General features: G+C 33.0%; 18 protein-coding genes. 8 read left to right on the top strand and 10 right to left on the bottom strand.

Annotated elements, in window-relative coordinates:
* Positions 1-37: 37 nt before the first annotated feature.
* The 4 genes from JM658_RS06855 to JM658_RS06840 form a co-directional block, all read right to left on the bottom strand.
* Positions 38-568: a DUF3124 domain-containing protein gene (locus tag JM658_RS06855; RefSeq protein WP_236958510.1), complete on the bottom strand. Its 531-nt coding sequence runs from the start codon at positions 566-568 to the stop codon at positions 38-40.
* A gap of 92 nt (positions 569-660) precedes the next feature.
* Positions 661-1500: an OmpA/MotB family protein gene (locus JM658_RS06850; protein WP_236958509.1), complete on the bottom strand. Its 840-nt coding sequence runs from the start codon at positions 1498-1500 to the stop codon at positions 661-663.
* A gap of 106 nt (positions 1501-1606) precedes the next feature.
* Positions 1607-2620, bottom strand: coding sequence for a glycosyltransferase family 2 protein (locus tag JM658_RS06845; RefSeq protein WP_236958508.1), 1014 nt, complete (start codon positions 2618-2620; stop codon positions 1607-1609).
* Between the two features lie 43 nt (positions 2621-2663).
* A complete protein-coding gene (locus tag JM658_RS06840) occupies positions 2664-3110 on the bottom strand; it encodes a type I restriction enzyme HsdR N-terminal domain-containing protein (RefSeq protein WP_236958507.1) in 447 nt (148 codons plus the stop codon).
* Positions 3111-3169: 59 nt separating this feature from the next.
* Here JM658_RS06840 and holA point away from each other — a divergent pair, with 59 nt between their 5' ends.
* A complete protein-coding gene (gene holA, locus JM658_RS06835; RefSeq protein ID WP_236958506.1) occupies positions 3170-4174 on the top strand; it encodes a DNA polymerase III subunit delta in 1005 nt (334 codons plus the stop codon).
* 6 nt (positions 4175-4180) lie between these two features.
* On the opposite strand, the gene JM658_RS06830 is transcribed toward holA, so the two are convergent.
* Positions 4181-5218 (bottom strand): GMP reductase, encoded by a 1038-nt coding sequence (locus JM658_RS06830; protein ID WP_236958505.1) that lies wholly within the window; start codon positions 5216-5218, stop codon positions 4181-4183.
* 139 nt (positions 5219-5357) lie between these two features.
* Here JM658_RS06830 and JM658_RS06825 point away from each other — a divergent pair, with 139 nt between their 5' ends.
* Positions 5358-6293 (top strand): mechanosensitive ion channel family protein, encoded by a 936-nt coding sequence (locus JM658_RS06825; RefSeq protein WP_236958504.1) that lies wholly within the window; start codon positions 5358-5360, stop codon positions 6291-6293.
* 60 nt (positions 6294-6353) lie between these two features.
* Here JM658_RS06825 and JM658_RS06820 read toward each other — a convergent pair whose 3' ends face one another.
* Together JM658_RS06820 and JM658_RS06815 are read right to left on the bottom strand one after the other, a co-directional pair.
* Positions 6354-8765 (bottom strand): alpha-ketoacid dehydrogenase subunit alpha/beta, encoded by a 2412-nt coding sequence (locus tag JM658_RS06820; protein WP_236958503.1) that lies wholly within the window; start codon positions 8763-8765, stop codon positions 6354-6356.
* Positions 8766-9070: 305 nt separating this feature from the next.
* Positions 9071-11890, bottom strand: a complete 2820-nt coding sequence (locus JM658_RS06815) for a gluzincin family metallopeptidase (protein WP_236958502.1) — start codon at positions 11888-11890, stop codon at positions 9071-9073.
* Positions 11891-12066: 176 nt separating this feature from the next.
* On the opposite strand from JM658_RS06815, the gene JM658_RS06810 reads away from it, so the two are divergent.
* Positions 12067-12594, top strand: a complete 528-nt coding sequence (locus tag JM658_RS06810) for a DinB family protein (RefSeq protein ID WP_236958501.1) — start codon at positions 12067-12069, stop codon at positions 12592-12594.
* A 68-nt stretch (positions 12595-12662) separates the two neighbouring features.
* Here JM658_RS06810 and pheT read toward each other — a convergent pair whose 3' ends face one another.
* Positions 12663-15089 carry a phenylalanine--tRNA ligase subunit beta gene (gene pheT / locus JM658_RS06805; RefSeq protein WP_236958500.1) on the bottom strand — a complete coding sequence of 809 codons (2427 nt, stop codon included), beginning with the start codon at positions 15087-15089 and terminating at the stop codon, positions 12663-12665.
* Positions 15090-15371: 282 nt separating this feature from the next.
* Positions 15372-17474, bottom strand: coding sequence for an ATP-dependent DNA helicase RecG (gene recG, locus JM658_RS06800; protein WP_236958499.1), 2103 nt, complete (start codon positions 17472-17474; stop codon positions 15372-15374).
* A 161-nt stretch (positions 17475-17635) separates the two neighbouring features.
* Between recG and JM658_RS06795 the strand changes: the two genes are divergently transcribed.
* The 5 genes from JM658_RS06795 to JM658_RS06775 all read left to right on the top strand — a co-directional run bounded on the left by JM658_RS06795 (position 17636) and on the right by JM658_RS06775 (position 21535).
* Positions 17636-18355: a response regulator transcription factor gene (locus JM658_RS06795; protein WP_236958498.1), complete on the top strand. Its 720-nt coding sequence runs from the start codon at positions 17636-17638 to the stop codon at positions 18353-18355.
* Positions 18339-19727, top strand: coding sequence for a sensor histidine kinase (locus JM658_RS06790; RefSeq protein ID WP_236958497.1), 1389 nt, complete (start codon positions 18339-18341; stop codon positions 19725-19727). The genes JM658_RS06795 and JM658_RS06790 overlap by 17 nt, the downstream gene beginning before the upstream one ends.
* Positions 19728-19824: 97 nt before the next feature.
* Complete coding sequence (locus JM658_RS06785; protein ID WP_236958496.1) at positions 19825-20295, top strand: hypothetical protein; 471 nt, start codon at positions 19825-19827, stop codon at positions 20293-20295.
* An 18-nt stretch (positions 20296-20313) separates the two neighbouring features.
* Positions 20314-20790 (top strand): hypothetical protein, encoded by a 477-nt coding sequence (locus JM658_RS06780; protein ID WP_236958495.1) that lies wholly within the window; start codon positions 20314-20316, stop codon positions 20788-20790.
* On the top strand, positions 20774-21535 hold the full coding sequence (locus tag JM658_RS06775; protein WP_236958494.1) for a YoaK family protein: 762 nt from the start codon (positions 20774-20776) through the stop codon (positions 21533-21535). Before JM658_RS06780 ends, JM658_RS06775 begins: the two co-directional genes overlap by 17 nt.
* Before the next feature lie 152 nt (positions 21536-21687).
* On the opposite strand, the gene JM658_RS06770 is transcribed toward JM658_RS06775, so the two are convergent.
* Entirely contained in the window at positions 21688-22872 is a 1185-nt protein-coding gene (locus tag JM658_RS06770) for a YHYH protein (protein ID WP_236958493.1), read from the bottom strand.
* Between the last annotated feature and the right edge of the window lie 59 nt (positions 22873-22931).

Raw genomic sequence — 22931 nt, 5'->3', positions numbered from 1 at the left:
TATACTAAAAGGCTCTGACCAAATGGTTGGAGCTTTTTTATTTTGTTCTTACTCCTTGTGTAGAAAAAGACAATCCTTGTTGTCCTGCAGTAGAAATCATTATTCCTTCAAAGTGTGGAATAGAACTGTTTTTTTGAGCTGCCCAATCAAAAATAAAATTAGCACCAGAACCTCCGTGGTTATCGTCCTTAGCAATTACAATCTCTAAAGTTTCTAAAGGAGCCATATAAACAGAACTTTTCATATAAGATCGTATTAACGCCCCTTTATGATCGTAATAATCTGCTTTTTTAATATAAATGGTGTCCTTGTCGCTAGTATTACGAATGCTAACCGTAGTTGTAAGATCGTGTTTACCGTGTAGCGTATAACTATATATTTGAGAATAGATAGATAAGTACGTCTGTCCGTTTATCAAAGAGTCTTTAGCGGGGATGGAAGCAGTTCTTTCGCTCCAATCTACCATTTGTATGGTTTCATCTGTTCCCTCTGTATTTGTTTCACAAGAAATCATAAGGAAGATGCTGAAGATTACTAATGTGTATTTTATAATGTATTTGTTGCTCATTTTGTGCGTTTGATAAATAGAAAAATAAAGATAATAAAAAAGCACCGCCAATGGCGATGCTTTGATATAATTTATCTTGTTAGAACGAATCCTTAGTTAATTTTAGGATCTTTCATTCCTTCTTCAATCATACTGTAGAATTGATCTAACTTAGGTAGAATAACAATTCTTGTTCTACGGTTTTTAGCTTTTCCGTCTTTAGTATCGTTAGAAGCTACAGGAACGTATTGGCTTCTACCAGCTGCAGTCATTCTTGCAGGAGCAACACCAAATTCATCTTGTAAAATTCTAACAACAGAAGTAGCTCTTAAAACACTTAAGTCCCAGTTATCTTTAATTGCAGCTGTACGGATTGGCACTGTATCAGTGTGTCCTTCAACCATAAATTCGAAATCTGGCTTGTTTTTAACAACAGTAGCAACTTTTCCTAATACTTCTTTAGCTCTTGAAGATACTGTAGTACTTCCGCTAGAGAATAATAATTTATCAGAAATGTTTACATAAACAACTCCTTTTTCTACGCTAATATTGATATCCTCATCATCTAAGTTACCCAATACACCTTTTAAGCTTTGTACTAAAGCTAAGTTTACAGAGTCTCTACGAGTAACAGCATTTTGTAATTTTCTGATCGTAAGATCTTTTTCTCTTAAACTTTCTAAAGATTTTTCTAAGTTATCTGCTCCTTTAGAAGTTAAGGTTGTTAAATTACCCATGTTGTTAATCAACTCCATGTTATTACTCTTAAGCAATTCCATCTGCTCTTTGTAATTTTCTTTTTCAGCTAGACAAGAGTTTAACTTAACAGTAGCAGAATTTAAAAGATCTTGAGTCTCTTTATGCTTAGATTGTAACTCAGCATACTTTTTAGAAGATACACAAGATGTTAGAAAAATGGCACTCATGGCACCTAATAAAAGAATTTTTTTCATAATTATAATTTTACTTAATTAACGTTTTAACATTTTAGAACAAAATTAGATAAAAAGCAAATGTAAGTACAGCGTTTTTAGTTAATTTTCTCTTAAATGAATGCGGTTATGACGGGCTTTTCTTGTTTGTAATTTCATCATAGAACCTCTCCTGTTTTAAGAAGTAACTAATTACCACAGAAGTACATTCAAAATACTTAATATCTTTGTTTATACAATCTCTCTTTTTAAAGATTTTTATAAAGTTGTAGTAATAACTGAAATGTGCTTTTATTATTGCAAATAGATGTAAGAATTTTAATTGAAATAAAAAGCGAACACCAGCAATACCATCTAAAAACAATCTAGCAATTATTAGTGGAAAAACCTTACGTTTTGGAAGATTTTTTGTAATTGAAAATAATGAGTTCCTAAAGTTTAAAAAAGTTTTTTTAGGATTCATATTTCCTAGAGTTGCTCCTCCTACATGGTAAACTTTTGAAGTGCCTATGTAAAGTATTTTATAATTTCTATTATGTGCCCTCCAGCATAAATCTATCTCCTCTTGGTGTGCAAAATAATCTTCATCAAAGCCTCCTAGAGAATTAAAAACTTCTTTTTTAATAAACATACAAGCTCCCGTAGCCCAAAAAATTTCTTTTACGTCGTTATATTGACCTTTATCTTCTTCTAACGTTTGGAAGATTCTTCCTCTACAAAAAGGATAACCTAAGCGATCCAAATAACCTCCAGCAGCTCCAGCATATTCGAATAAGTTTTTATTTTTAAAGTCTAATATTTTTGGCTGAAGTATAGCAACATCTTTATATGTTTTAAAAGCTTCTTCGATTGGAATTAGCCAGTTTGGAGTTACTTCAATATCTGAGTTTAATAGACAAAAAACATCTTCATCTACGTGTTTCAAGGCTTCATTATAACCTTTAGCATAACCTCCGTTGCTTTTATTCTGAATGATTTTAATAGCAGGGTAGTGCTCCTGTAAAAAAGAAATAGAATTATCTGTTGAAGCGTTGTCTGCAACATAAATTGTAGCATTTTGAGAATAACTGATTACTGATGGTAAAAACTTTTCTAAAAGTGAGCTACCATTCCAATTCAGTATAATAACAGCTATTTTCATTCGCAATATAAAATTCTATGTGAGAGATTTAAACGGTTGCAAATTAACGCATATATGATGGAATATCCTTTAGAAATATGTATTTTTCTTGTTCGTAATCCATTTTACAGTAATAGTGATCCAAACCATTGGTAACCATTAAATATTCTGCTTTTATGGTAAGATTATAACGTGCAATCTGATCAAATGTTTCTTGAGTGATTTTTATAGCAGGCGCTTTGCATTCTACAATCAATCGAATGCTTCCGTCTGAATTGTACACTAATACATCATATCTTTTTTTTAACCTGTTGATTTGTAGTTCCTTTTCAACATTTATTAATGATTTAGGGTAGTTTTTTTCAGCCATTAAAAAAGAAACTACGTGTTGGCGAACCCATTCTTCGGGTTGTAATTGGATAAATTTTTTACGGATAGGATCAAAAATATGGACTTTATTTTCGCTATTTTTGAATCGAAATGTATATGCTGGAAAATTCAGTTGTTGCATGATAACAAATATCAGAAATAACAATTTAAAGAGATAAAAAAAATATAGATTCTTTTTCTATGGATGAAATAAAAAAGATTGTGAATGATGTAAGGGCAGGGAATATAAAACCTATTTATTTTTTAATGGGGGAAGAGCCTTATTATGTAGATAAGATTTCACAATTCATGGAAAAATCTATTTTATCTGAAGAAGAAAAGGGCTTTAACCAAGTCGTTTTATATGGGAAAGATGTTACAATCGATGAGATTGTTTCTAGCGCAAAGCGTTACCCAATGATGGCAGAGCGCCAAGTTATTATTGTTAAAGAGGCGCAAAACCTTTCACGAGTAATAGATCAATTGGAAGCATACGCTTTAAACCCGCAGCCAACTACAGTTTTGGTAATTTGCTATAAGTATAAAAAGCTTGATAAGCGTAAAAAGGTCTACAAAGCAATTGCGAAATCTGGTTATATTTTTGAAAGTAAAAAGCTATATGAAAATCAAATTGGGGATTGGATCCGTCGTGTTTTAGCTGGGAAAAAATATAAAATAACTCCTAAAGCCACACAGATGTTGGTGGAGTTTTTAGGAACAGACCTTGGGAAGATTAATAACGAGCTAGAGAAATTACAACTTGTAATTCCGAAGGAAGAAGAAATTACTCCCAAACATATCGAAGAGAATATTGGGATTAGTAAAGACTACAATAACTTTGAGCTCCGTAAAGCAATAGGGGAGCGAGATGTTGTAAAAGCGACTAGGATTGTGACTTATTTTTCTCAAAATCCAAAAGATAACCCACTGATAGTAACAGTTTCTTTACTTTATAACTTCTATTCTCAATTATTACAATATCACGGTTTAAAAGACCATTCCAAAGGCAGTGTTGCCAGTGCTTTAAAAGTAAACCCATATTTTGTTGGAGAATATCAAACAGCAGCCAGAAATTACAATATGAAACAATGTAGCCATATTGTAGCCCACTTGCGAGACATCGATTTAAAAAGTAAGGGAGTTGGTGCTGGGAGTATCTCTCAGGCAGATTTATTGAAAGAATTGCTTGTTGCTATTTTTGGCTAACGCTTTCTATGAAAAAATCTCGTTGTGTTGCTCTTGCACTCTAATAAAAGTAGTGCGTTTAGTAAGCTCTTTTAATCTGCTAGCTCCAACATAAGTACAGGTAGATCGTAAACTTCCTAAAATATCTTGAACGGTGTGTATTACATCTCCACGATAAGGAATCTCTACGGTTTTTCCTTCGCTAGCTCTATAATTGGCAACGCCTCCAGCATGTTTATTCATGGCTGTTTCTGAGCTCATTCCGTAAAAAGCTTTATACTTCTCTCCATTTCTTGAAATTATCTCACCTCCACTTTCGGTATGTCCTGCTAACATTCCTCCAAGCATAACAAAGTCTGCACCACCGCCAAAAGCTTTTGCTATATCTCCAGGAATTTTACAACCTCCATCAGAAATAATATGTCCTCCAAGACCGTGCGCAGCATCTGCACATTCTATAATAGCAGAAAGCTGAGGATATCCAACACCTGTTTTTACGCGTGTTGTGCATACGCTTCCAGGTCCAATCCCAACTTTAATAACATCTGCACCTGCTAGAATAAGCTCCTCGACCATTTCTCCTGTAACTACATTTCCGGCCATTATTATTTTATCAGGATGGCTGTTACGTGCATACTTTACAAAATCTACAAAATGTTCGGAGTATCCATTAGCAACATCAATACAGATAAGTTTTATTCCTGTATGAACACTTAAAATCTCCTTTAGTTTTTTTGCATCTTCTTTGCTCGTACCAGAACTAATAGCGATATAATTAAAAATATCTTCATTTTTATCAGCTAAAAAAGAGGTCCAATCTTCAAGAGAATAATGTTTGTGAATAGCAGTTATAAGTTCTTGTTTAGTTAGAGCAGTGGCCATTTCAAAGGTTCCAACGGTATCCATATTCGCAGCGATTATCGGGACTCCATTCCAAATAGTATCACTGTGTTTAAATTTAAATGCTCTGTTGAGTGTAACCTCGCTTCTAGATTTTAAAGTAGATCTTTTAGGGCGAATCATTACATCTTTAAACCCTAACTTTAATTCGTTTTCAATTCTCATATCTACACGCTATAATTTGTTAATTTAAATTTAGGAAATTATATTCTGAATGTCGTGTATATAATCAATTTTAAAATATTTTCTAACAGTAGTTTTTATTTAGTAATTTTAAGAAGACTATTCATTTAAAATCAATTTCATGTTCTACTTACTAATCGTTAATCAGGGGGCTTATGAAAAAATATCTGACTCCACAGAGAATTACTTTCGTGAATTTATAAAAGCAGTTCCGCTATATATTTTAGGGTTGTTAATTTTAATATTAGGAATTTTTATCGCAGGATGGATTGGAGAGTTTGCTAAGCGAAGAATTCAGAAAAGAACACACGATCCATTAATGAGTAAGTTTCTAGGAAGAGGAATCCGCTTTATTCTTATTTTAATTTTTATCATGCTTGCATTGGATGCAGCAGGATTAGGTAATATTTCCGCGGGGATTTTGGCAGCAGCAGGAGCTAGTGCTGTAGTTTTAGGATTTGCTTTTAAAGATGTGGGTCAGAATTTTATTGCTGGAGTAATTTTAAGCTTTAATCGCCCTTTTGATGTAGATGACACGGTAGAAATTGGAGATATTTTCGGGAAAGTAAAGACCTTAGAATTTAGATATACAAAGTTGAAAACATTTGATGGTAAAGATGTGTATATTCCTAATAGTGATGTAATTACGCGTCCTGTTACTAATTATACGGAAGATGGATTTTTTAGGTATGACTTTATAATTGGGATTGCTTATGAGGATAATATTGATGGAGCTAAAAAAGTTGTATTAAAGGCTTTAAGCGAAGAGCCGAAGGTAATGAGTGATGAAATACATCAAAACTTTGTTACTGAAGACAAATTAGATACAAGCACAGTGAATTTAAAAGTTTTCTTTTGGGTAGATACGAAGGAATTTGGAATGCAAGCTCTAATAACAAAAGGGAATGTGGTTAGAAGAGTAAAAGAAGCCTTAGAAGATGCTGGTTATTACATGCCAGCAGATATCCAAGAAATTAAATTATATGGTAAGGAAGCCGAACTTCCAATTAGCTTTATAGATAAGCTTAAGGCAGATGAAAATAAGAAAAAAGAATAAAAAAATAGCAGCTATAGACAATAATCAGTAGCTGCTATTTATTATATTTCAATAAAGAAATTATCTTATTTTCGGATATTTCTCTGGGTTTGTTTCGTGCATAATAGCATATACTTTTTCAAAGATATCTTCTGCATTAGGTTTAGAGAAATAATCTCCATCACTAGAATATGCTGGTCTATGTGCCTTTGCAGTCAATGTTTGTGGAGCGCTATCTAAGTATTTATATGCATTTTGATTTTCTACAATCTCTTGTAAAATGTATGCAGAACATCCTCCAGGAACATCTTCATCTACAATTAGTAGTCTATTTGTTTTCTTGACACTTTTAATGGTGTCATGATTTATATCAAAAGGAAGTAAGGTTTGTGCATCTATAATTTCAACATTTATGTCAACTTCTAGAAGCTCTTTTCCTACTTGTTCTACAATTCTAAGAGTGGAACCATAAGAAACAATTGTGATATCTGTTCCTACTTTTACAGTTTCTACAACACCAATTGGAGTTCTAAGCTCGCCTATGTTTGTAGGTAACTTCTCTTTTAATCGGTATCCATTTAAGCTTTCGATAACAATTGCAGGTTCATCACTTTCCATCAAGGTATTATAAAAACCTGCTGCTTTTGTCATATTTCTTGGAGTAAGGATATACATTCCTCTTAAAAGATGTATTAATCCTCCCATTTGAGAGCCAGCATGCCAAATTCCTTCCAGACGGTGGCCACGAGTTCGAACAATTAACGGCGCTTTTTGTTTTCCGAGTGTACGATATAAAAGACTAGCTAAATCATCACTTAAAACATATAAAGCATATAAGATATAGTCTAAATATTGGATCTCAGCAATTGGACGTAGACCTCTTAAAGCCATTCCTATTCCTTGCCCAATAATAGATGCTTCACGAATACCAACATCAGAAACTCTTAATTCTCCATATTTTTTCTGAAGACCTTCTAACCCTTGATTTACATCTCCAATGTTTCCGCTATCTTCTCCAAATACAAGCGCATTAGGATTGTTTTCAAATAGCTTATCAAAGTTATCTCTTAAGATAATACGCCCATCTACCATTTCACTATCGTCTTGATAGGAAGCGGGTACTTCAGCGATATTTGTAACGTTATTTTTTGTTTCGCTATACAGATGAGAGCTATACTCTGGTTGTGTACGAGTGTAAAAAGATTCTATCCAATTTATTAATTCAGTCTTCGCCTCCGATTCTTCGTGTACAACGTAGCGTAATGCTTTTCTTGCATTAGAAAGAATATTTCTTTTAGAAGGTTCGTCTAAAGAAATAAGATCATTTTTTAATCTATTGATGAAGCTTTTATTACTGCTACTATTGGCAAGATCAGAAAGTAGAGAAACAACATGTTTTTTCTCTGATTTTATAGGAGTTAAAAATTCACTCCAAGCTTCTTTTTTACCATCGCGAACTTCTTTCTTAATCTGTTTTTCTAACTGACTAAGTTCCTCTTCTGTGGCAAAATTATTTTTTATTACCCACTCACGGAATTGAACATTACAATCGTATTCTTTTTCCCACTTAAGTCTATCTTCAGATTTATATCTCTCATGAGAACCAGAAGTAGAGTGTCCTTGCGGTTGAGTAAGTTCTATAACGTGCAATAAAACAGGAACATGCTCTTCTCTAGCAATAGCTCCAGCTTTATTGAAAGCTTCAATTAAAGCGGGGTAATCCCATCCTTTAACAACGATAATTTCGTATCCGTCTTGGGTTTCTGTTCGTTGAAAACCTTTTAAAACTTCAGAAATATTTTCTTTTGTAGTTTGGTGTTTTGCATGTACAGAAATTCCGTATTCATCATCCCAAACACTAATTACCATAGGAACTTGTAATACTCCTGCGGCATTTACTGTTTCAAAAAAGATCCCTTCACTAGTACTAGCATTACCTATAGTTCCCCAAGCTACTTCATTTCCGTTTACAGAAAAACCTTCATTATTCGTTTCTCCAACGTTTCTGTATATTTTAGAAGCTTGCGCTAACCCCAATAAGCGAGCCATTTGCCCTCCTGTAGGAGAAATATCGGAGCTACTATTTTTTTGCTGCGTTAGATCTTTCCATGTTCCGTCGGGATTATTACTTTGTGTAAGAAAATGACCTCCCATTTGCCTTCCAGCACTCATCGGTTCTTTTTCTATATCTGTATGGGCGTAGAGTCCGGCGAAGAAATTTTTAATACTTAATTCGCCAATAGCCATCATAAAAGTTTGATCGCGGTAGTATCCGCTTCTAAAATCACCATTCTTAAATGCTTTGGCCATTGCCAGTTGCGGAAGCTCTTTACCATCACCAAAAATACCGAATTTAGCCTTTCCGGTTAAAACCTCCCTTCTTCCTAATAAACTACATTCGCGACTAGTAACCGCGATTTTGTAGTCGTTAAGTATTTGATCTTTAAAATCTTCAAAGGAAATATCTTGTTTTGTTTCGGGTTTTGTTTGCATAGGTTTTTTTATGTGACGCTAGCAAAAATAGCCAAAAAGAATGGGTTATGCAATTAAAAAAAAGGCTTATAAAATGATAATATTTCAATATAAAATGTTAAAATTGAAATATCTTCAATAAAAGTGTTTTATAAGCGGTAAATAGTGCTTTTTTGTAATTTTTTTATGATTTTAAATGAAAGACTGTTTTTATAACAATAATTCTAATCTATTACATTTTACTACTTATTTCTGATATAATTAGAATAGCCTTTGAATGAGACCTTTTAATTTAAACTATTGATTGCTAAATTTCAGCTAAGCAATTAAAACCATTTTCTAGTAAAGAGACCGATTAGCGTTTTAGGACTTAACGTGACAATAAATCTAATTTTCTCATCATATCTCGGTTGTGCAACTTCCCAACCATTGTTGGAATAAACAGGGAAATAGAGTTCAAAATAATCGGTTACAAGGTTGAGACGTATTCCAGAATCATATACAAAGCGAGCGTTTTCATTCTTATTACGAATCATTCCTATATCCCCATAAACCTCTATCCAACGCCAAAGGTTAAAACTCGCATTAGAAGTAACAATCCAATCATTAGCATAAGGATTTGGGAGTTTAGACTTAAAACCACCTTCAGCAATTATGAGCTGCTGACTAAAAATACCAGTTTCTTCGGAACGCCCTAAATAATCATAATCGAATAGGTAATCTGTAGGTCGGTCTAAAGCAAAGCTGAAATAATCGGAGTTTGTTTCGTTATAAATAAATTTCCCAGCAAAGAAGCGGATATTTAATTGACGGTTGCTTTCAAATAACTTTCTGTATTCCCAGTTAAAGGAAACTTTTGAAAATTCGCTTGCAACCTGTAAATCTACAAACCAAGATTTATAGTTTATTATTCCGTTATTTCCGTATGCATAACGAGCATTAAAAACACTATAGTCTGGATCTGTATTGATGTCTGGAGAAAAATCTCTAATAACATTTACATACCTCATATTAAATAGCTCTCGCTCGTTAGAACGATAATCGTCATTTCTAAAGCGAAAAGTAAGTGAAGGTGTGATTGTGCTGTAGCGCAAACCATCTGCATAATGAAAGGATGATCCTGCAACAAATGCATCAATAAGATACATATTATCATGATTTACATACTTTCGATATCTTAGAGATCCAGAACCTACAAAGGCATTCTCTCCAAAGGCATAAGATGGTTGTAAATCATATATAAAAGGTTTTGCTAAGAATGTTTTGTTGTAAAGTCTTATTCCAGGCGTTATCCCATCATAAATATTAAACCTTAAAACAGGTACGTAAAAAATCTGGTTGTAGTATGGATCTTCAGTATCCTTAAAGAACTGAACTTTTAACTTTCTATTGGTGGAGAAAAATCCGTTAACAGACTTCCAATTATCACGCTCATTAAACTCTGGTATTACTCGGTCGTAATTTAGAACTAGCCTTTTTACGTCTTTCCTAGGAACCAATACATTTTGTGTTTTCTCAATGTCGGAATACCAATTTTTAAATAGAATAGAATCATTTTTATCGATTCCATACATAGTTATTGGAACATTTGTATTTCGCTTATTTTTTAAAGTAACTAATAGGGAATCGTCTGTTTTTTTAAAGCTCTTAATCTTAAAATCTATCTTCTTATCTGTAGAAACGTAGGTGTCAAAAAACCAATCTATATTTTTTGGAGCATCTTCCTTTAGAATAGCTTCAAAATCCTCTTCATGTGTTACTTCTGAATTATTTTCAGCATAGAACTGTTTTATTTTTCGATCTATATATCCATCTCCCAAATAGCTATTTAAATACGCTAAACCAACACCAGATTTGTAGCGGTTAGCAATCTTTTCATTGAATTTAATTAGCGAATCTCGGGGACTGTCCAAAGGCTGATCAGAATAAGTTCTAGCCATTAGCATATACAAATACGGATATTGATCGTTAAATGTCATTTGCGCCAAGTGGAAAGAGCGTAACCCCCATATATTAGAGAGCTTTCCAAGGAGTTTCATGTCTTTGTAGTAAGTATCTACATACTTCATTAAAAGATAAGTCTCAATACCGTCTTTTACCCAATTCTCTTTTCTATTGTCAAGATAGATAGTGTTATTTAAATATTCGTTTAGCGTTGTTTTAAGAAGCTTTAATTCGTACTGAAAGTCTTCAGGGAAAGGCCTTAAAAAAGCAGGTAATTGATTGAGGCCATAAAGAGGGTTTCTTTTATAATCTTCTTTAGAAACTAATATTCTTTTGTGAGGATAAGCTCCTAAATTACTATAGATAAAATCAACAACACGCTCGGCAGAAATTGTCTTAGTAACTTTATTAAGATCTTTACTTTCTATATTTGAAATGAGTTCTAATTTGTCATTCTTAAATATCGAATAATCGTGTTCTTTTAAAAGATAAAGTTTTAAATCTCCTCTATTTTCTCCTTTTAAGTGTGCCGTTGTAACAGAATCATTTTTTTTACTTTTATCATTCTCAAAATCACTAATCAGATTGTATTCAGTGGGGTAAGAGAAATCGACTTCAATCTCTTTTGTCAAGGTATTTAGGTCGTTTAAATTTTTGTTATGGTATTTTTTCCACCCATTATCATAAATAGCGGGTGTAATATGCCAATAACGAAGCTTGTAATTATTTTCATCTGTATATCCGTAACCAGTAAATTGTGTGCTCGGTAGATGTACTTTATAGGAGAGTTTTAAAGAATATGACTTTCCAGGGTAGATAGGAAATTTTAATTGAACTTTAATAAGGTCGTCTTCATCGGTACGTTTCCAATCTAAATAATTAAAATTTTTATCAGTAAGAGTTAGTATTTCAGTAATTCCACGATCTTCTTTTTTTGCTAGATGAAGACTTTTATTAAACTCTTCTCCAAAGCGTTTTGCAAGTGCTGTATTTTTATTAGAATATGCATTATTCCAATCGTATAAATACACAGAATTAAGGGTGTCGTTGCTTGTATTAAAGAAAGTTATTTCTTGTTGAATTTTTATAAGATGCTCTTTTGCAATAAGAGAGGCATTTATTTTCTGATTGCTTTGAGAATACATCGTGGCAATACATAACAAAGCAAATAGGAGGGAGTATGTTTTAGTCTGGTTCAACATTAACGATTATTCGGTTAAGGGATATTGTTTTTAAAAGTTTGGTTAAGGTTGAAACTCTTTCTCATTCTTAGGTTTTCTTGTGATGGTTACAATATTATGCAAAAAAAATTAGAATATAACATAGGTATATGAATAAGCATTGTTAAATTAGTGTCAATCATAAAATAGTAGTTTAAATGCATATTTCAGAATTAAATAAGTCAACATATAATGAGTACTATCAAACCTATATAAATACTTTAAAAGAAGTAGAATTAGTTTCTGAACTGCAAGCCCGTCTCGATTCTCTTGTGCCTATATTAGAAGCTATAAAAGTAGAAGATTATAATTATAGTTATGCAGCAGGTAAATGGAGTATTAGGGCCTTGCTTCTTCATATAATCGACACAGAACGTGTTTTACAATACCGTGCGTTTACATTTGCTAGGAATAATGGAAGTGCTCTTAATGGTTTTGAACAAGATGACTATGTTGTAAATTCTTATCCCAACTTAAGGTCTAAGTCAAGTTTAATAGATGAATTTATAACTGTTAGAAAGAGTTCTATTTCTTTATTTTCTTCATTTGATAAAGAAATATTTAATAATGCAGGAAAGATAGAAGGGAGTCCAATGTCTGTTGGTGCAGCTGGATTTATAATTTGTGGACACCAAAAGCACCACGAGAATGTTATTATTGAAAAATATTTACCTTCTTTGAAATAAGAATATAGAAGGCAATAAAAAAGAGGCTGTTAAAGCAGCCTCTTTTAATATTATATGAATAGAGTTTGTTACCTTAAAGTAGCTCCTAATTGATGCTCAAAACTACCTTGTAACTTTCTCATTACTTTGTCTATTTGTTTATCGGTAAGGGTTTTCTTTTCATCTTGTAAAGTAAAGCTAACCGCATACGATTTTTTACCTTCAGGAAGTTTATCACCTTCATAAACATCAAATAGGTTAACGTCTTTTAAAAGACTCTTCTCGCTATTTTTTGCAAGGTTATAAATTTCCTCAAAACTTGTACTCTTATCTACTAGCAAGGCTAAATCTCTTTTTACTTCTGGGAATTTAGAGATTTCAGAAAAAGAAACATGTTGTTCTTTCGCAAGCTCTATAATAGCATCCCATTCAAAATCAGCATATAAAACCTCTTGTTTGATATCAAAATGCTTTAAAATACGCTTGTTTACAATTCCAAAGGAAACAATCTTCTTCTTTTTAAGCTTGTAATTTAATCCTTCAGAAAAAACATCTGAAGTTACAGGCTCCGATTTAGGAATATCAAGACCTAAACGTTCCAAAGTTGTATTTATAATTCCTTTAAGGAAGAAGAAATCACTCTTTTCATTTTTTAATCTCCAGCTTTCCGAGTGCTGATCCCCAGTGATTAAAATACTCAAGTGCTTGTTTTCTATTCTACCGCTTTCATAATTATGATAGGTTTTTCCAAATTCAAAGAATTTTAAAGAACCACTTCTACGGTTAATATTATAGCTAAGCGCTTCCAATCCACTAAAAAGCATCGATTGGCGCATCACCGATAAGTCGTTACTTAAAGGGTTTAGCATCGTTACATCAAAAGTAGATTTATTATCATTGCTTAGCTCCATATATTTTGGAGTGGTAAGCGAATTAGCAAGAATCTCATAGAATCCTAATGCCGCTAATTGGTTCCCGACAACATTTTGTAGTTTATGATCTTCAAACTTAGAAGTGCTAGCAATAGAAGCGTTTAATTTTTGTGTAAAAGCTATATTGTTATAACCATAAACACGTAAAATCTCTTCTATAACATCAACCTCACGTTGAACATCTACGCGGTATGACGGAATTGTAAGTCCGATTCCTGTTTCTGTAACGTTATTAATTTTAATCTCAAGAGAACTTAAAATAGATTTAATAGTATCGGTAGGGATATTCTGACCGATAAGACTATTTACCTTTTCGAAAGTTAAGAACACTTGGAAATCTTCAAATTTCTTAGGGTAGAAATCTTCAGCATCACTAGAAATTGTACCTCCAGCAACCTCTTTAATTAATAATGCGGCTCTTAATAAAGCGTATCTTGTATTGTTAATATCAATTCCTCTTTCAAATCTAAAAGAAGCATCGGTATTTAAATTATGTCTTTTCGCTGTTTTTCTTACGGAAACAGGATTAAAGTAAGCACTTTCTAAAAATATATTTGTTGTATTTTCTGTCACTCCAGAATTTTCACCTCCTAAAACTCCAGCAATACAAAGAGGCTTATCTGCATCACAAATCATAAGATCGTCTTCATGTAGCTCTCTTTCTACTTCGTCTAGCGTAGTAAATTTAGTTCCTTTTTCTAGTGTTTTTACAACTACTTTATTTCCACTAATTTTATTAGCATCGAAGGCGTGTAATGGTTGCCCTAACTCATGTAAAACATAATTTGTAATATCTACAATATTGTTTTTGGGAGTAATTCCGATAGCTTTTAATCTATTTTTAATCCAATCTGGAGATTCTTGAACCTTAACTCCAGAGATAGAAATCCCACAGTAACGTGGACAAAGTTCTTTGTCTTTTACATCGACTTCCATTCTTAAAGTACGGTTATCCACGTGGAAACTACTTACAGAAGGAGTAATAAGTTCTTGAGAAATTTCCTTTTGTAGCAATCCTGCTTTAAGATCTCTAGCAACACCATGATGACTCATTGCATCTGCACGGTTTGGAGTAAGACCAATTTCAAAAACAACATCGTTTTCTACTTTAAATAATTCGGCACATAATGTTCCTGGCTCCAAACTCTCATCAAGAACCATAATTCCATCATGACTCTTTCCTAATCCGAGTTCATCTTCAGCACAAATCATCCCGAAAGATTCTTCCCCACGGATTTTACCTTTCTTTATCTGCCATGCTTCTCCTTTATCATCGTATAGAGTAGTGCCAATAGTTGCTACAGGTACTTTTTGTCCTGCTGCAACATTAGGAGCACCACATACAATTTGTAAAGGTTCTGCGGCTCCAATATCAACCTTTGTTAACTTAAGACGGTCTGCATTTGGATGTTGTTCACATTCTAATACATGCCCAACTACAATCCCTTTTAATCCTCCTTTTACTGATTCAAAAGTTTCAACGCTTTCTACTTCTAATCCTAAATCGGTTAAAAGTTCTGCTGTTTTATCTGCTTCCCAATCAAGATGAATAAATTGCTTTAACCAGTTGTATGAAATTTTCACTTGCTACTTTTATTTATATATGTTGCAAAGATAATAATCCACTTCATAATAAGAACCCATCAGCAATTTTTCTTTTGATAGAAATATGGCTTATACGTCTTGTCATATTTTTTTATTTCTGAATAAGAAAAGTAAGTTATTATGGATGTAACACAGACTTAGAATATGATATCGCAAACCTTTGTTTTGCTCTAAGTTTTTTATTTTCAGTTAAATATGAAGTATTTTAATAAAGGTTATTTGTAATAAAATCCCTCTATTATCTGAAGCGTCTAGAAAGCATCAGCTTATATAATTCCAAATATTCTTATATTTTACGAGCTGCTGATACGTATATCTTAGTATTTTATTTTTTTCTAATGCCAAACTAGGATCTTCTTTAAGCACACGAAGAGCATAATAACGAGCAGATTTTAAAATCTCATTATCTTTAATAATATCAGCAATTTTTAAATTTAAAACACCACTTTGTTGTGTTCCCATAATATCACCAGGACCTCTTAATTTTAAATCTACTTCTGCGATTTCAAAGCCATCATTTGTACTGACCATGGTTTCTAGCCTAGTTTTAGAATCGCTAGATAATTTATGACCTGTCATTAAAATACAAAAACTCTGTTCTGCACCACGCCCAACACGACCTCTTAATTGGTGTAATTGTGATAACCCGAAACGCTCAGCACTTTCAATAATCATTACGGAAGCATTCGGGACATTCACTCCAACTTCAATTACCGTTGTAGCAACCATAATTTGCGTATCGCCATTTACAAAACGTTCCATTTCATAATCTTTATCGGCAGTTTTCATTTGCCCATGAACAATAGAAACCTGATATTTTGGCTGCGGAAACTCTCTAGCAATGCTTTCGTAACCATCCATTAAGTCCTTATAATCGAGTTTTTCAGACTCCTGAATCAGTGGATATACCACATAAATCTGTCTTCCTTTTTCAATTTCATCTTTTATGAATCGGAATACCTTTAAACGATTGCTATCATAACGGTGAACCGTTTTTATAGCTTTCCTTCCTGGAGGAAGTTCATCGATTACAGAAATATCTAAATCTCCATACAAACTCATTGCCAATGTACGTGGAATAGGGGTTGCAGTCATTACCAATACATGCGGTGGAATACTATTTTTACGCCATAATTTAGCACGTTGTGCAACTCCAAATCGGTGTTGTTCATCGATAATTGCTAAGCCTAGATTTTTAAACTTTACTTTATCTTCTAATATAGCATGCGTACCTATTAATATATTTAGGGTCCCATCTTCTAATTGCTCGTGGATTTCTCTCCTTTGTGCTGTTTTTGAAGAACCTGTAAGTAATTTTACTTCAATATTTAATGGCGCTACAAGCTCTAAGATTCCGTTATAATGTTGTTGTGCTAAAATCTCTGTTGGCGCAACCAAACAAGCTTGGAAACCATTATCTATGGCCAATAGCATTGTCATTAAGGCAACAATAGTTTTTCCAGAACCCACATCTCCTTGAAGCAATCTATTCATCTGTGCATTACTTCCTAAATCATTTCTTATCTCTCTAACTACTCGTTTTTGAGCGTTTGTAAGCTCAAAAGGAAGATGGTCTGCATAAAAAGTATTAAAAAGTGTACCCACTTGATCAAAATTAAAACCTTTAATCTTGTTTTTATGGGTTAGATTTTTTGAAATAAGTTGCAGTTGAATGTAAAAAAGCTCTTCGAATTTAAGTCGGTATTGAGCTTTAGCAAGGAGCTCCTGACTCTGTGGAAAATGGATATTAAAGAGCGCTTTACTTTTAGAAATAAGCTTAAGTTCTGTTAACAATTCCTCAGAAAGAGTATCAAAAAAGCGTGCTTTAGTTTCAATAAAAAGCTGTTGCATTATTTTATTGATCACACGATTGCTAATCCCTTTATTGGAAAGTTTTTCCGTAGATGGATAAACAGGTTGCATGGCGGTACGGAGGTTATTTTCATGCTCCGAAAGTAGTTCCATTTCTGGGTGAGGCATTGTAAAACCATTGTACCAGTTTGTTTTTCCGAAGATAACATACGGCTGGTTTATTTTTATACTCTCACGAATCCATTTATGCCCACGAAACCAAACCAATTCCATTTGTCCAGTTTCATCTATAAAAGTAGCTACAAGTCGTTTTCCTCGCTTTTGTTCAACTGTTTTTAAGCTTGTTATTTTCCCAATTACCTGTACATCGGCATTGTTACGCTGCAATTCATTAATCTTATAATAGCGAGTTTTATCAATATACCGATTCGGGAAAAGGTTTACCAAGTCTTGGTATGTGTGAATGCCGAGTTCCGTACGCAGTAAATCAGCACGGTTTGGACCAACTCCCTTTAAATAATCTATAGGTGTTTGTAAGATACTCGGATTCATAATTACGAAGATAGGAGTTCCTTATAAAGTGTGAAAGTTTTATTCTTTCTGAAACATATAAAGTGTTTAAAAAAGCAGAAACTATTGATTGAATAATGAAAATTTGTATCTCAATGTGATGTAAAATGTAGTTTTATTTTGTGTATTTTTACGATCGCATTATGGGAAAAGAAAAGAAGAAAATTTTATTAGTGGAAGACGATCCTAAGGTATGTTCCTTTATAAATAAGGGGCTTACCGAGAAAGGCTTTGAGGTTTCTATCGCTTTAAATGGGAGTGAAGGGTTTCGTTTAGCTACTTCTTCTGAGTTTGATTTACTGATACTCGATATCATGCTTCCAGAAATGAATGGAATGGATATCTGTAAAGAAATCAGAAAAAATAATGCTAATATTCCTATTATATTTTTAACTGCACTTGGAAGTCCAGAAAATATAGCCTTAGGTTTAAATACTGGAGCTGATGATTATTTGGTTAAACCATTTAAATTCATTGAATTAACAGCCAGAATAAATAGTTTGTTAAGGAGATATACCAATAATAAAACTCTTGCCAATCAGGCATCTAATATATATACATTTGAAACTATTGTTGTAAATGACGCTGCTAAAACGGTTCATAGAGACGATATTAAAATAAATCTTACTTCCACAGAGTATAAGCTTTTATTGGCCTTTATAAAATCGCCAGGAATTTTACTTTCTAGAAATGAACTTTTGGATAATGTATGGGGCGTAAATTTTGATATAGGCACAAATGTGGTAGATGTTTATGTAAATTACCTTAGAAAGAAGCTAGAAAAAGAAAATCAAACACGTCTCATTCATACAGTTATTGGAATGGGATATATTTTAAGAACTAACGATGAAGACACAAAATAGGATAATAATATTTCTAACTTCTGTTTTCTTCGCTTATATCTTAATTTTTAGCGCAGTAATTTATTATTCTATAAGTAGTTACGCATATACCGATTTCTATAAAAGATTGGAGATTAGAGCTATTACAATGGCAAAAATTCAATTAGAGAATACTCAGGATATAGATGTTGTTAAAGAGATTCGCCAGGATTTTTTGGAAAAGCTTCCTGATGAAAAGATAACCCTTATTGATCTTGATAAAATCCACGATTCTGAAATATTACTTAAGAAAGCTAAAATTCCAGAATCCTTTATCCGACAGATAGAAGAGGAGGAGAGAGCTTTTTATAAGCAGAATAACACCTTTTATTCAGGGATAAAATACGAGAATTATATTGTGGTTGTTTCGGCGCAGAATTATTATTCTGAACACCACATGGTTCATTTAAGAAATCTACTATTCTTTTCTTTACTTATTTCGGTATTGATAATAATATTTATAGCGTATTTCTTTTCTAGGACTGTAATGCAACCGATAAGTAAAATCATTAAAGAAGTAAAAAAAATAGGTACAGAAAGTCTTAATTACCGTTTGGATGAGTCGCAAAGCAATGAAGAGATGAAAAGTTTGGCGACTACTTTTAACGATATGCTTAACCGATTGGAAACTTCTTTTGAAACGCAAAAGAACTTTATTAGCAACGCCTCTCATGAGCTTAATACGCCTTTAACTTCTATTATTGGAGAAGCAGAAGTTACTTTATCAAAAGATAGATCTTCCGAAGAGTATAAGCAATCGCTTATAACAATTTTAGAAGAAGCAGAGAAGCTGAATAAAAAGACCAAAGCCCTATTATTTTTAGCGCAAACGGGATATAATAAAGGGAAAATACAACAGGATAGTGTGATCCGTATGGACGAGCTTGTTATAGATGTAAAGACCACGGTTGAGAAGATATATCCGGAAGCCAATATTCATTTGGACTTTAATATGTTGCCCGAAAATCCTTATCATTTAAAGGTAAAAGGGAATGAACAGTTGCTACACTTAGCCATTTCTAATATCGTAATGAATGCCTGCAAATATTCTGATAACGCTCAAGTAGACATTATTTTGGCAGCCTCCGATGTTAATGTAATATTGATTATAAAAGATTTAGGAGTAGGAATTCCAGAGAATGAATTGGGTTATATTTACGATCCATTTTTTAGGGCTTCTAATACCGAAGAATTTTCTGGCTACGGAATTGGCCTGCCATTAAGTAGAAATGTTATTAAGCTTCACAGAGGAAATCTGGTTGTTAGCTCTAAAGAGAATGAAGGGACAACAGTAGAAATATCGATTCCTATAAACAGTGATTTCCTTCATAAGAGCTTTATAAAAACGATATAAAACATTAGAAAAGAGAAAATTCTAATGAGATTCTAATGTCGTCTTAATTCCTTTCTTAGACTGTAGATATAGTTTTGTTTTTATAAAATAACAAACTATGAAAAGAATATTAGTCCCTACAGATTTCACAATTCAGTTTTTATCCCTTTTAAAAAAAGTAATTAATAGTCAAACAGAAAAAGTAAATATACTTTTAATATATAATGCGCCTGTTTCTGGTTCTATAACCGAACTATTATTCTTTTCAAAGAAACAGCAAATAGAGAAACTTCAAGAGGAAAAATTTAATGAGGCTTTAGAGATCTTATCTAATAAGAATGCAAGTGTTATAAATTCTATTTCTATGGATTTATATCAAGGATTCACAAAAAATGCTTTTGATAGTTATATAAAGGCAAAGCGAATAGATGAAGCCTATATTCCTATGGCAGTAAAAAAAGAAAAGGAGAAGAACTTCCTTTTAATCAATACTATAAGAAGGGCTAATTTAACTATTACAGAAGTAGAAACTCCATTAGAAGTAATATATCAAGCTCAAGGATCTTTTGCAAAATTACTGACTTCATAGAACACAAAATTAAAAGATATGAAAAATAAAATCGCTGTTATCTATCTGCTTTCATTTACACTTATTATAGTAACGATAGCGCTTGTGTTAAAGTCAAGTACTTCACCAAATAAGGAAATAGTAGGGGTTTGGGAAGAAACTTCTTGGCGTTATGAAAAACTTCCTGTAAAGAATAATAAGTATATAGATGAAGCCATAAAAAAGGATATAACAGCGGGTTTAATTATTCATGAGGCAGAGACATGGGAGTTTTTACCAAACGGAGAAGTGTTACTTTCTAGTGATGATATAAAGAAAAAATTAGAGTGGAGGTTAAAGGGGAGAGGGCACATATTAAAATTAAAATATCCAGATTTTAAGAATGAACATTATAACCTCTATAAAATAAATGATAAAGAAATGGAGCTCCATTTCCAGTCTGATATTCAGGCAAGGGGAATAGTGAAGTTAACTTTTAAGAAAAAAGAAGCGATAGATTATGTTGAGAAAATTTAGTAATAGTAGAACCGTTAAGGATAATATTCAGTTAGGGTCGTTATCAGCTTTTTCGGCAGGAATGGTTAATGTTACTTCTGTAATTATATTCTTCGCATTTACATCGAATGTAACGGGTCATTATGCAATTTTTGCTGAAGAAGTAGCCAAAGGAAATTGGAATGGCGCTGTTATTGTTTTCGCTTGGATCTTTTTATTCTTTATTGGGAACTTTTGCTCCAATCAAATTATTATAAACTTCAATCATAAAAACTCCTATCTAGCTCATTCATTACCATTATTTCTTGAAATTATATGTCTTTTTGCTGTGGGAACTTACGGGGAGTTTTATTATCAAGAGACTTTATTGGAAACAGAAATTATGGTTGGACTCATGTTATTTGCTATGGGACTCCAAAATGGACTAACAGCTAGTATTTCCAACTTCTCAGTGAAAACTACACATATGACGGGGCTTACCACCGATGTTGGTATACTTGCTTCGATGTACACAAAAAAGAAGTATCGAAATAATAAACAGCTCAAAGAAAAAGGAAAAGTACTGCTTTCTATAGCGCTGGCATATATAACGGGGGGAATCTTTGCAGGAGTTATTTATCTTAAAATTCAGTTTATGGTATTTTATGTTGCTTGTTTTGCCATTTTTATCATCATTGGTTATGAGTATTATAAATTAAAAATAAACAAGCTTATTAGGCGTAGACGTAAGCAACCTATTTCAGCAAAATATAAAATAGTAGATTAAAAATTAGCAATAGCAGCGTTCCATTAGTACTGTGTTGTTTTGGTTAGTTAGGAGTGTTAACTCCGTGTATAAAATCAATCCATTTCCGCCAGAATGGATTGATTTTTTTTATAAATAGAAAGCTAATTAAATAGCAATATTATGTTACTTCTCTACTCGTTAACCTCTGTATATCCAGGCAATCCGTGCAGACATTTTATAATCTGATTTCCACCAGGTTCTCCAGCGTGGTAATGATATCCTCTAGTCTCATCTGCATGTCCGCCACATTCATCCAAATCATCTGGTTTATGTCCGTGCTCATTTGCTAACGCATAAATTCCAAATCCGTCGATGGCATATCCTATCATTGGAGCGTGTACATCTGTTTGAGAAATCTCTTTTGTAGAACCTGTTGCCGCATGGTAGTGGTAACCTCCGTGCGGGTTAACATGTCCGCCGTGGTCATCCAAAGGAGCAATTGTATGTGCCGCTAATATGGCATGCGTAGGCGCAGGCGGGTCGTAATTAACACCGTTAAATGCAATTCCTATTCCCCCTTGTCCAAAATCTTGAGTAGAATTAAGGTATTTTGGAGTAACAGGAATAACAAACGTTGTTACCTGATCTTTAAAATATTCTGGCAAACACTCTACGCAATAGTTATGATATTCTTCATCTACATTAGGTTTTGCAGCAGATAAGCATCCTTCTTCCGTATCTGTTACTTTTACCGTCCCATCTTCTCTATATAATTTCCACTGCTCATCACTATAAAACTCATCTAGGTTTGCGATAAAATGCCCAGAAACATCATACACTTTATCATCTTGAAACCATATTCCTGCTTTTTCCATTCCATCTTCAATATGCCTAGGACACCAAGGTCCCATTTGATGCTCTGTAGCTTGAGAGTTGGTCTTAATAACGTAGCAAAGCGTTTCAATTCCATTTAATTCTACCGTTTTCTTATTGATTCCTCCTATAATATTTTCAGCAATAAAGTAATCTGTATTTATAGGAATTACTTTAACAGTGGTATTTATTTCTGCTGATAAATCTTTTTCAGTATCATCTGGATGTGGAGGTCGATCTCCTTGATTTCGATCCGTTTTTTTGAGTTCCTCTTCAGTTAAGAAACCATCTTTATCAGTATCAATAGCATCAAAATCGTTTGATAACGGACCTTTTACCTCACCTTCGGATAATTTTCCGTCTTTATTGGTGTCCATTTCAGAAATTATATGTTCCAAAGAAGGTCTTTCTCCTTTAGATTGTTGTTCTTCGTTTTTTTTTTCGTTTGATTTACAAGAAACTAAGAATGTAAAAACTGCTATTAAGAGTAAAGTATTTTTCATTTTAGAGTATTTATATTGATGTGTTTTTTGTGCTACATTGTTCATTAACAACTAATTTA

The organism is Joostella atrarenae (assembly GCF_021764745.1).
GTDB lineage: Bacteria > Bacteroidota > Bacteroidia > Flavobacteriales > Flavobacteriaceae > Galbibacter > Galbibacter atrarenae.
Note: the sequence above shows the minus strand (reverse complement) of the source record. Positions and strands in the feature narration are given on the sequence as shown.

Excerpts from the sequence above, each read along its gene's own strand:
- JM658_RS06810 (WP_236958501.1), top strand. The coding sequence starts at position 12,067 with ATGCATATTTCAGAATTAAATAAGTCAACATATAATGAGTACTATCAA.
- JM658_RS06815 (WP_236958502.1), bottom strand. The coding sequence starts at position 11,890 with ATGTTGAACCAGACTAAAACATACTCCCTCCTATTTGCTTTGTTATGT.
- JM658_RS06825 (WP_236958504.1), top strand. The coding sequence starts at position 5,358 with ATGTTCTACTTACTAATCGTTAATCAGGGGGCTTATGAAAAAATATCT.
- holA (WP_236958506.1), top strand. The coding sequence starts at position 3,170 with ATGGATGAAATAAAAAAGATTGTGAATGATGTAAGGGCAGGGAATATA.
- JM658_RS06830 (WP_236958505.1), bottom strand. The coding sequence starts at position 5,218 with ATGAGAATTGAAAACGAATTAAAGTTAGGGTTTAAAGATGTAATGATT.
- JM658_RS06780 (WP_236958495.1), top strand. The coding sequence starts at position 20,314 with ATGAAAAATAAAATCGCTGTTATCTATCTGCTTTCATTTACACTTATT.
- JM658_RS06775 (WP_236958494.1), top strand. The coding sequence starts at position 20,774 with ATGTTGAGAAAATTTAGTAATAGTAGAACCGTTAAGGATAATATTCAG.
- JM658_RS06855 (WP_236958510.1), bottom strand. The coding sequence starts at position 568 with ATGAGCAACAAATACATTATAAAATACACATTAGTAATCTTCAGCATC.
- recG (WP_236958499.1), bottom strand. The coding sequence starts at position 17,474 with ATGAATCCGAGTATCTTACAAACACCTATAGATTATTTAAAGGGAGTT.
- JM658_RS06845 (WP_236958508.1), bottom strand. The coding sequence starts at position 2,620 with ATGAAAATAGCTGTTATTATACTGAATTGGAATGGTAGCTCACTTTTA.
- JM658_RS06790 (WP_236958497.1), top strand. The coding sequence starts at position 18,339 with ATGAAGACACAAAATAGGATAATAATATTTCTAACTTCTGTTTTCTTC.
- JM658_RS06770 (WP_236958493.1), bottom strand. The coding sequence starts at position 22,872 with ATGAAAAATACTTTACTCTTAATAGCAGTTTTTACATTCTTAGTTTCT.
- JM658_RS06840 (WP_236958507.1), bottom strand. The coding sequence starts at position 3,110 with ATGCAACAACTGAATTTTCCAGCATATACATTTCGATTCAAAAATAGC.
- JM658_RS06850 (WP_236958509.1), bottom strand. The coding sequence starts at position 1,500 with ATGAAAAAAATTCTTTTATTAGGTGCCATGAGTGCCATTTTTCTAACA.
- JM658_RS06820 (WP_236958503.1), bottom strand. The coding sequence starts at position 8,765 with ATGCAAACAAAACCCGAAACAAAACAAGATATTTCCTTTGAAGATTTT.
- JM658_RS06795 (WP_236958498.1), top strand. The coding sequence starts at position 17,636 with ATGGGAAAAGAAAAGAAGAAAATTTTATTAGTGGAAGACGATCCTAAG.
- JM658_RS06785 (WP_236958496.1), top strand. The coding sequence starts at position 19,825 with ATGAAAAGAATATTAGTCCCTACAGATTTCACAATTCAGTTTTTATCC.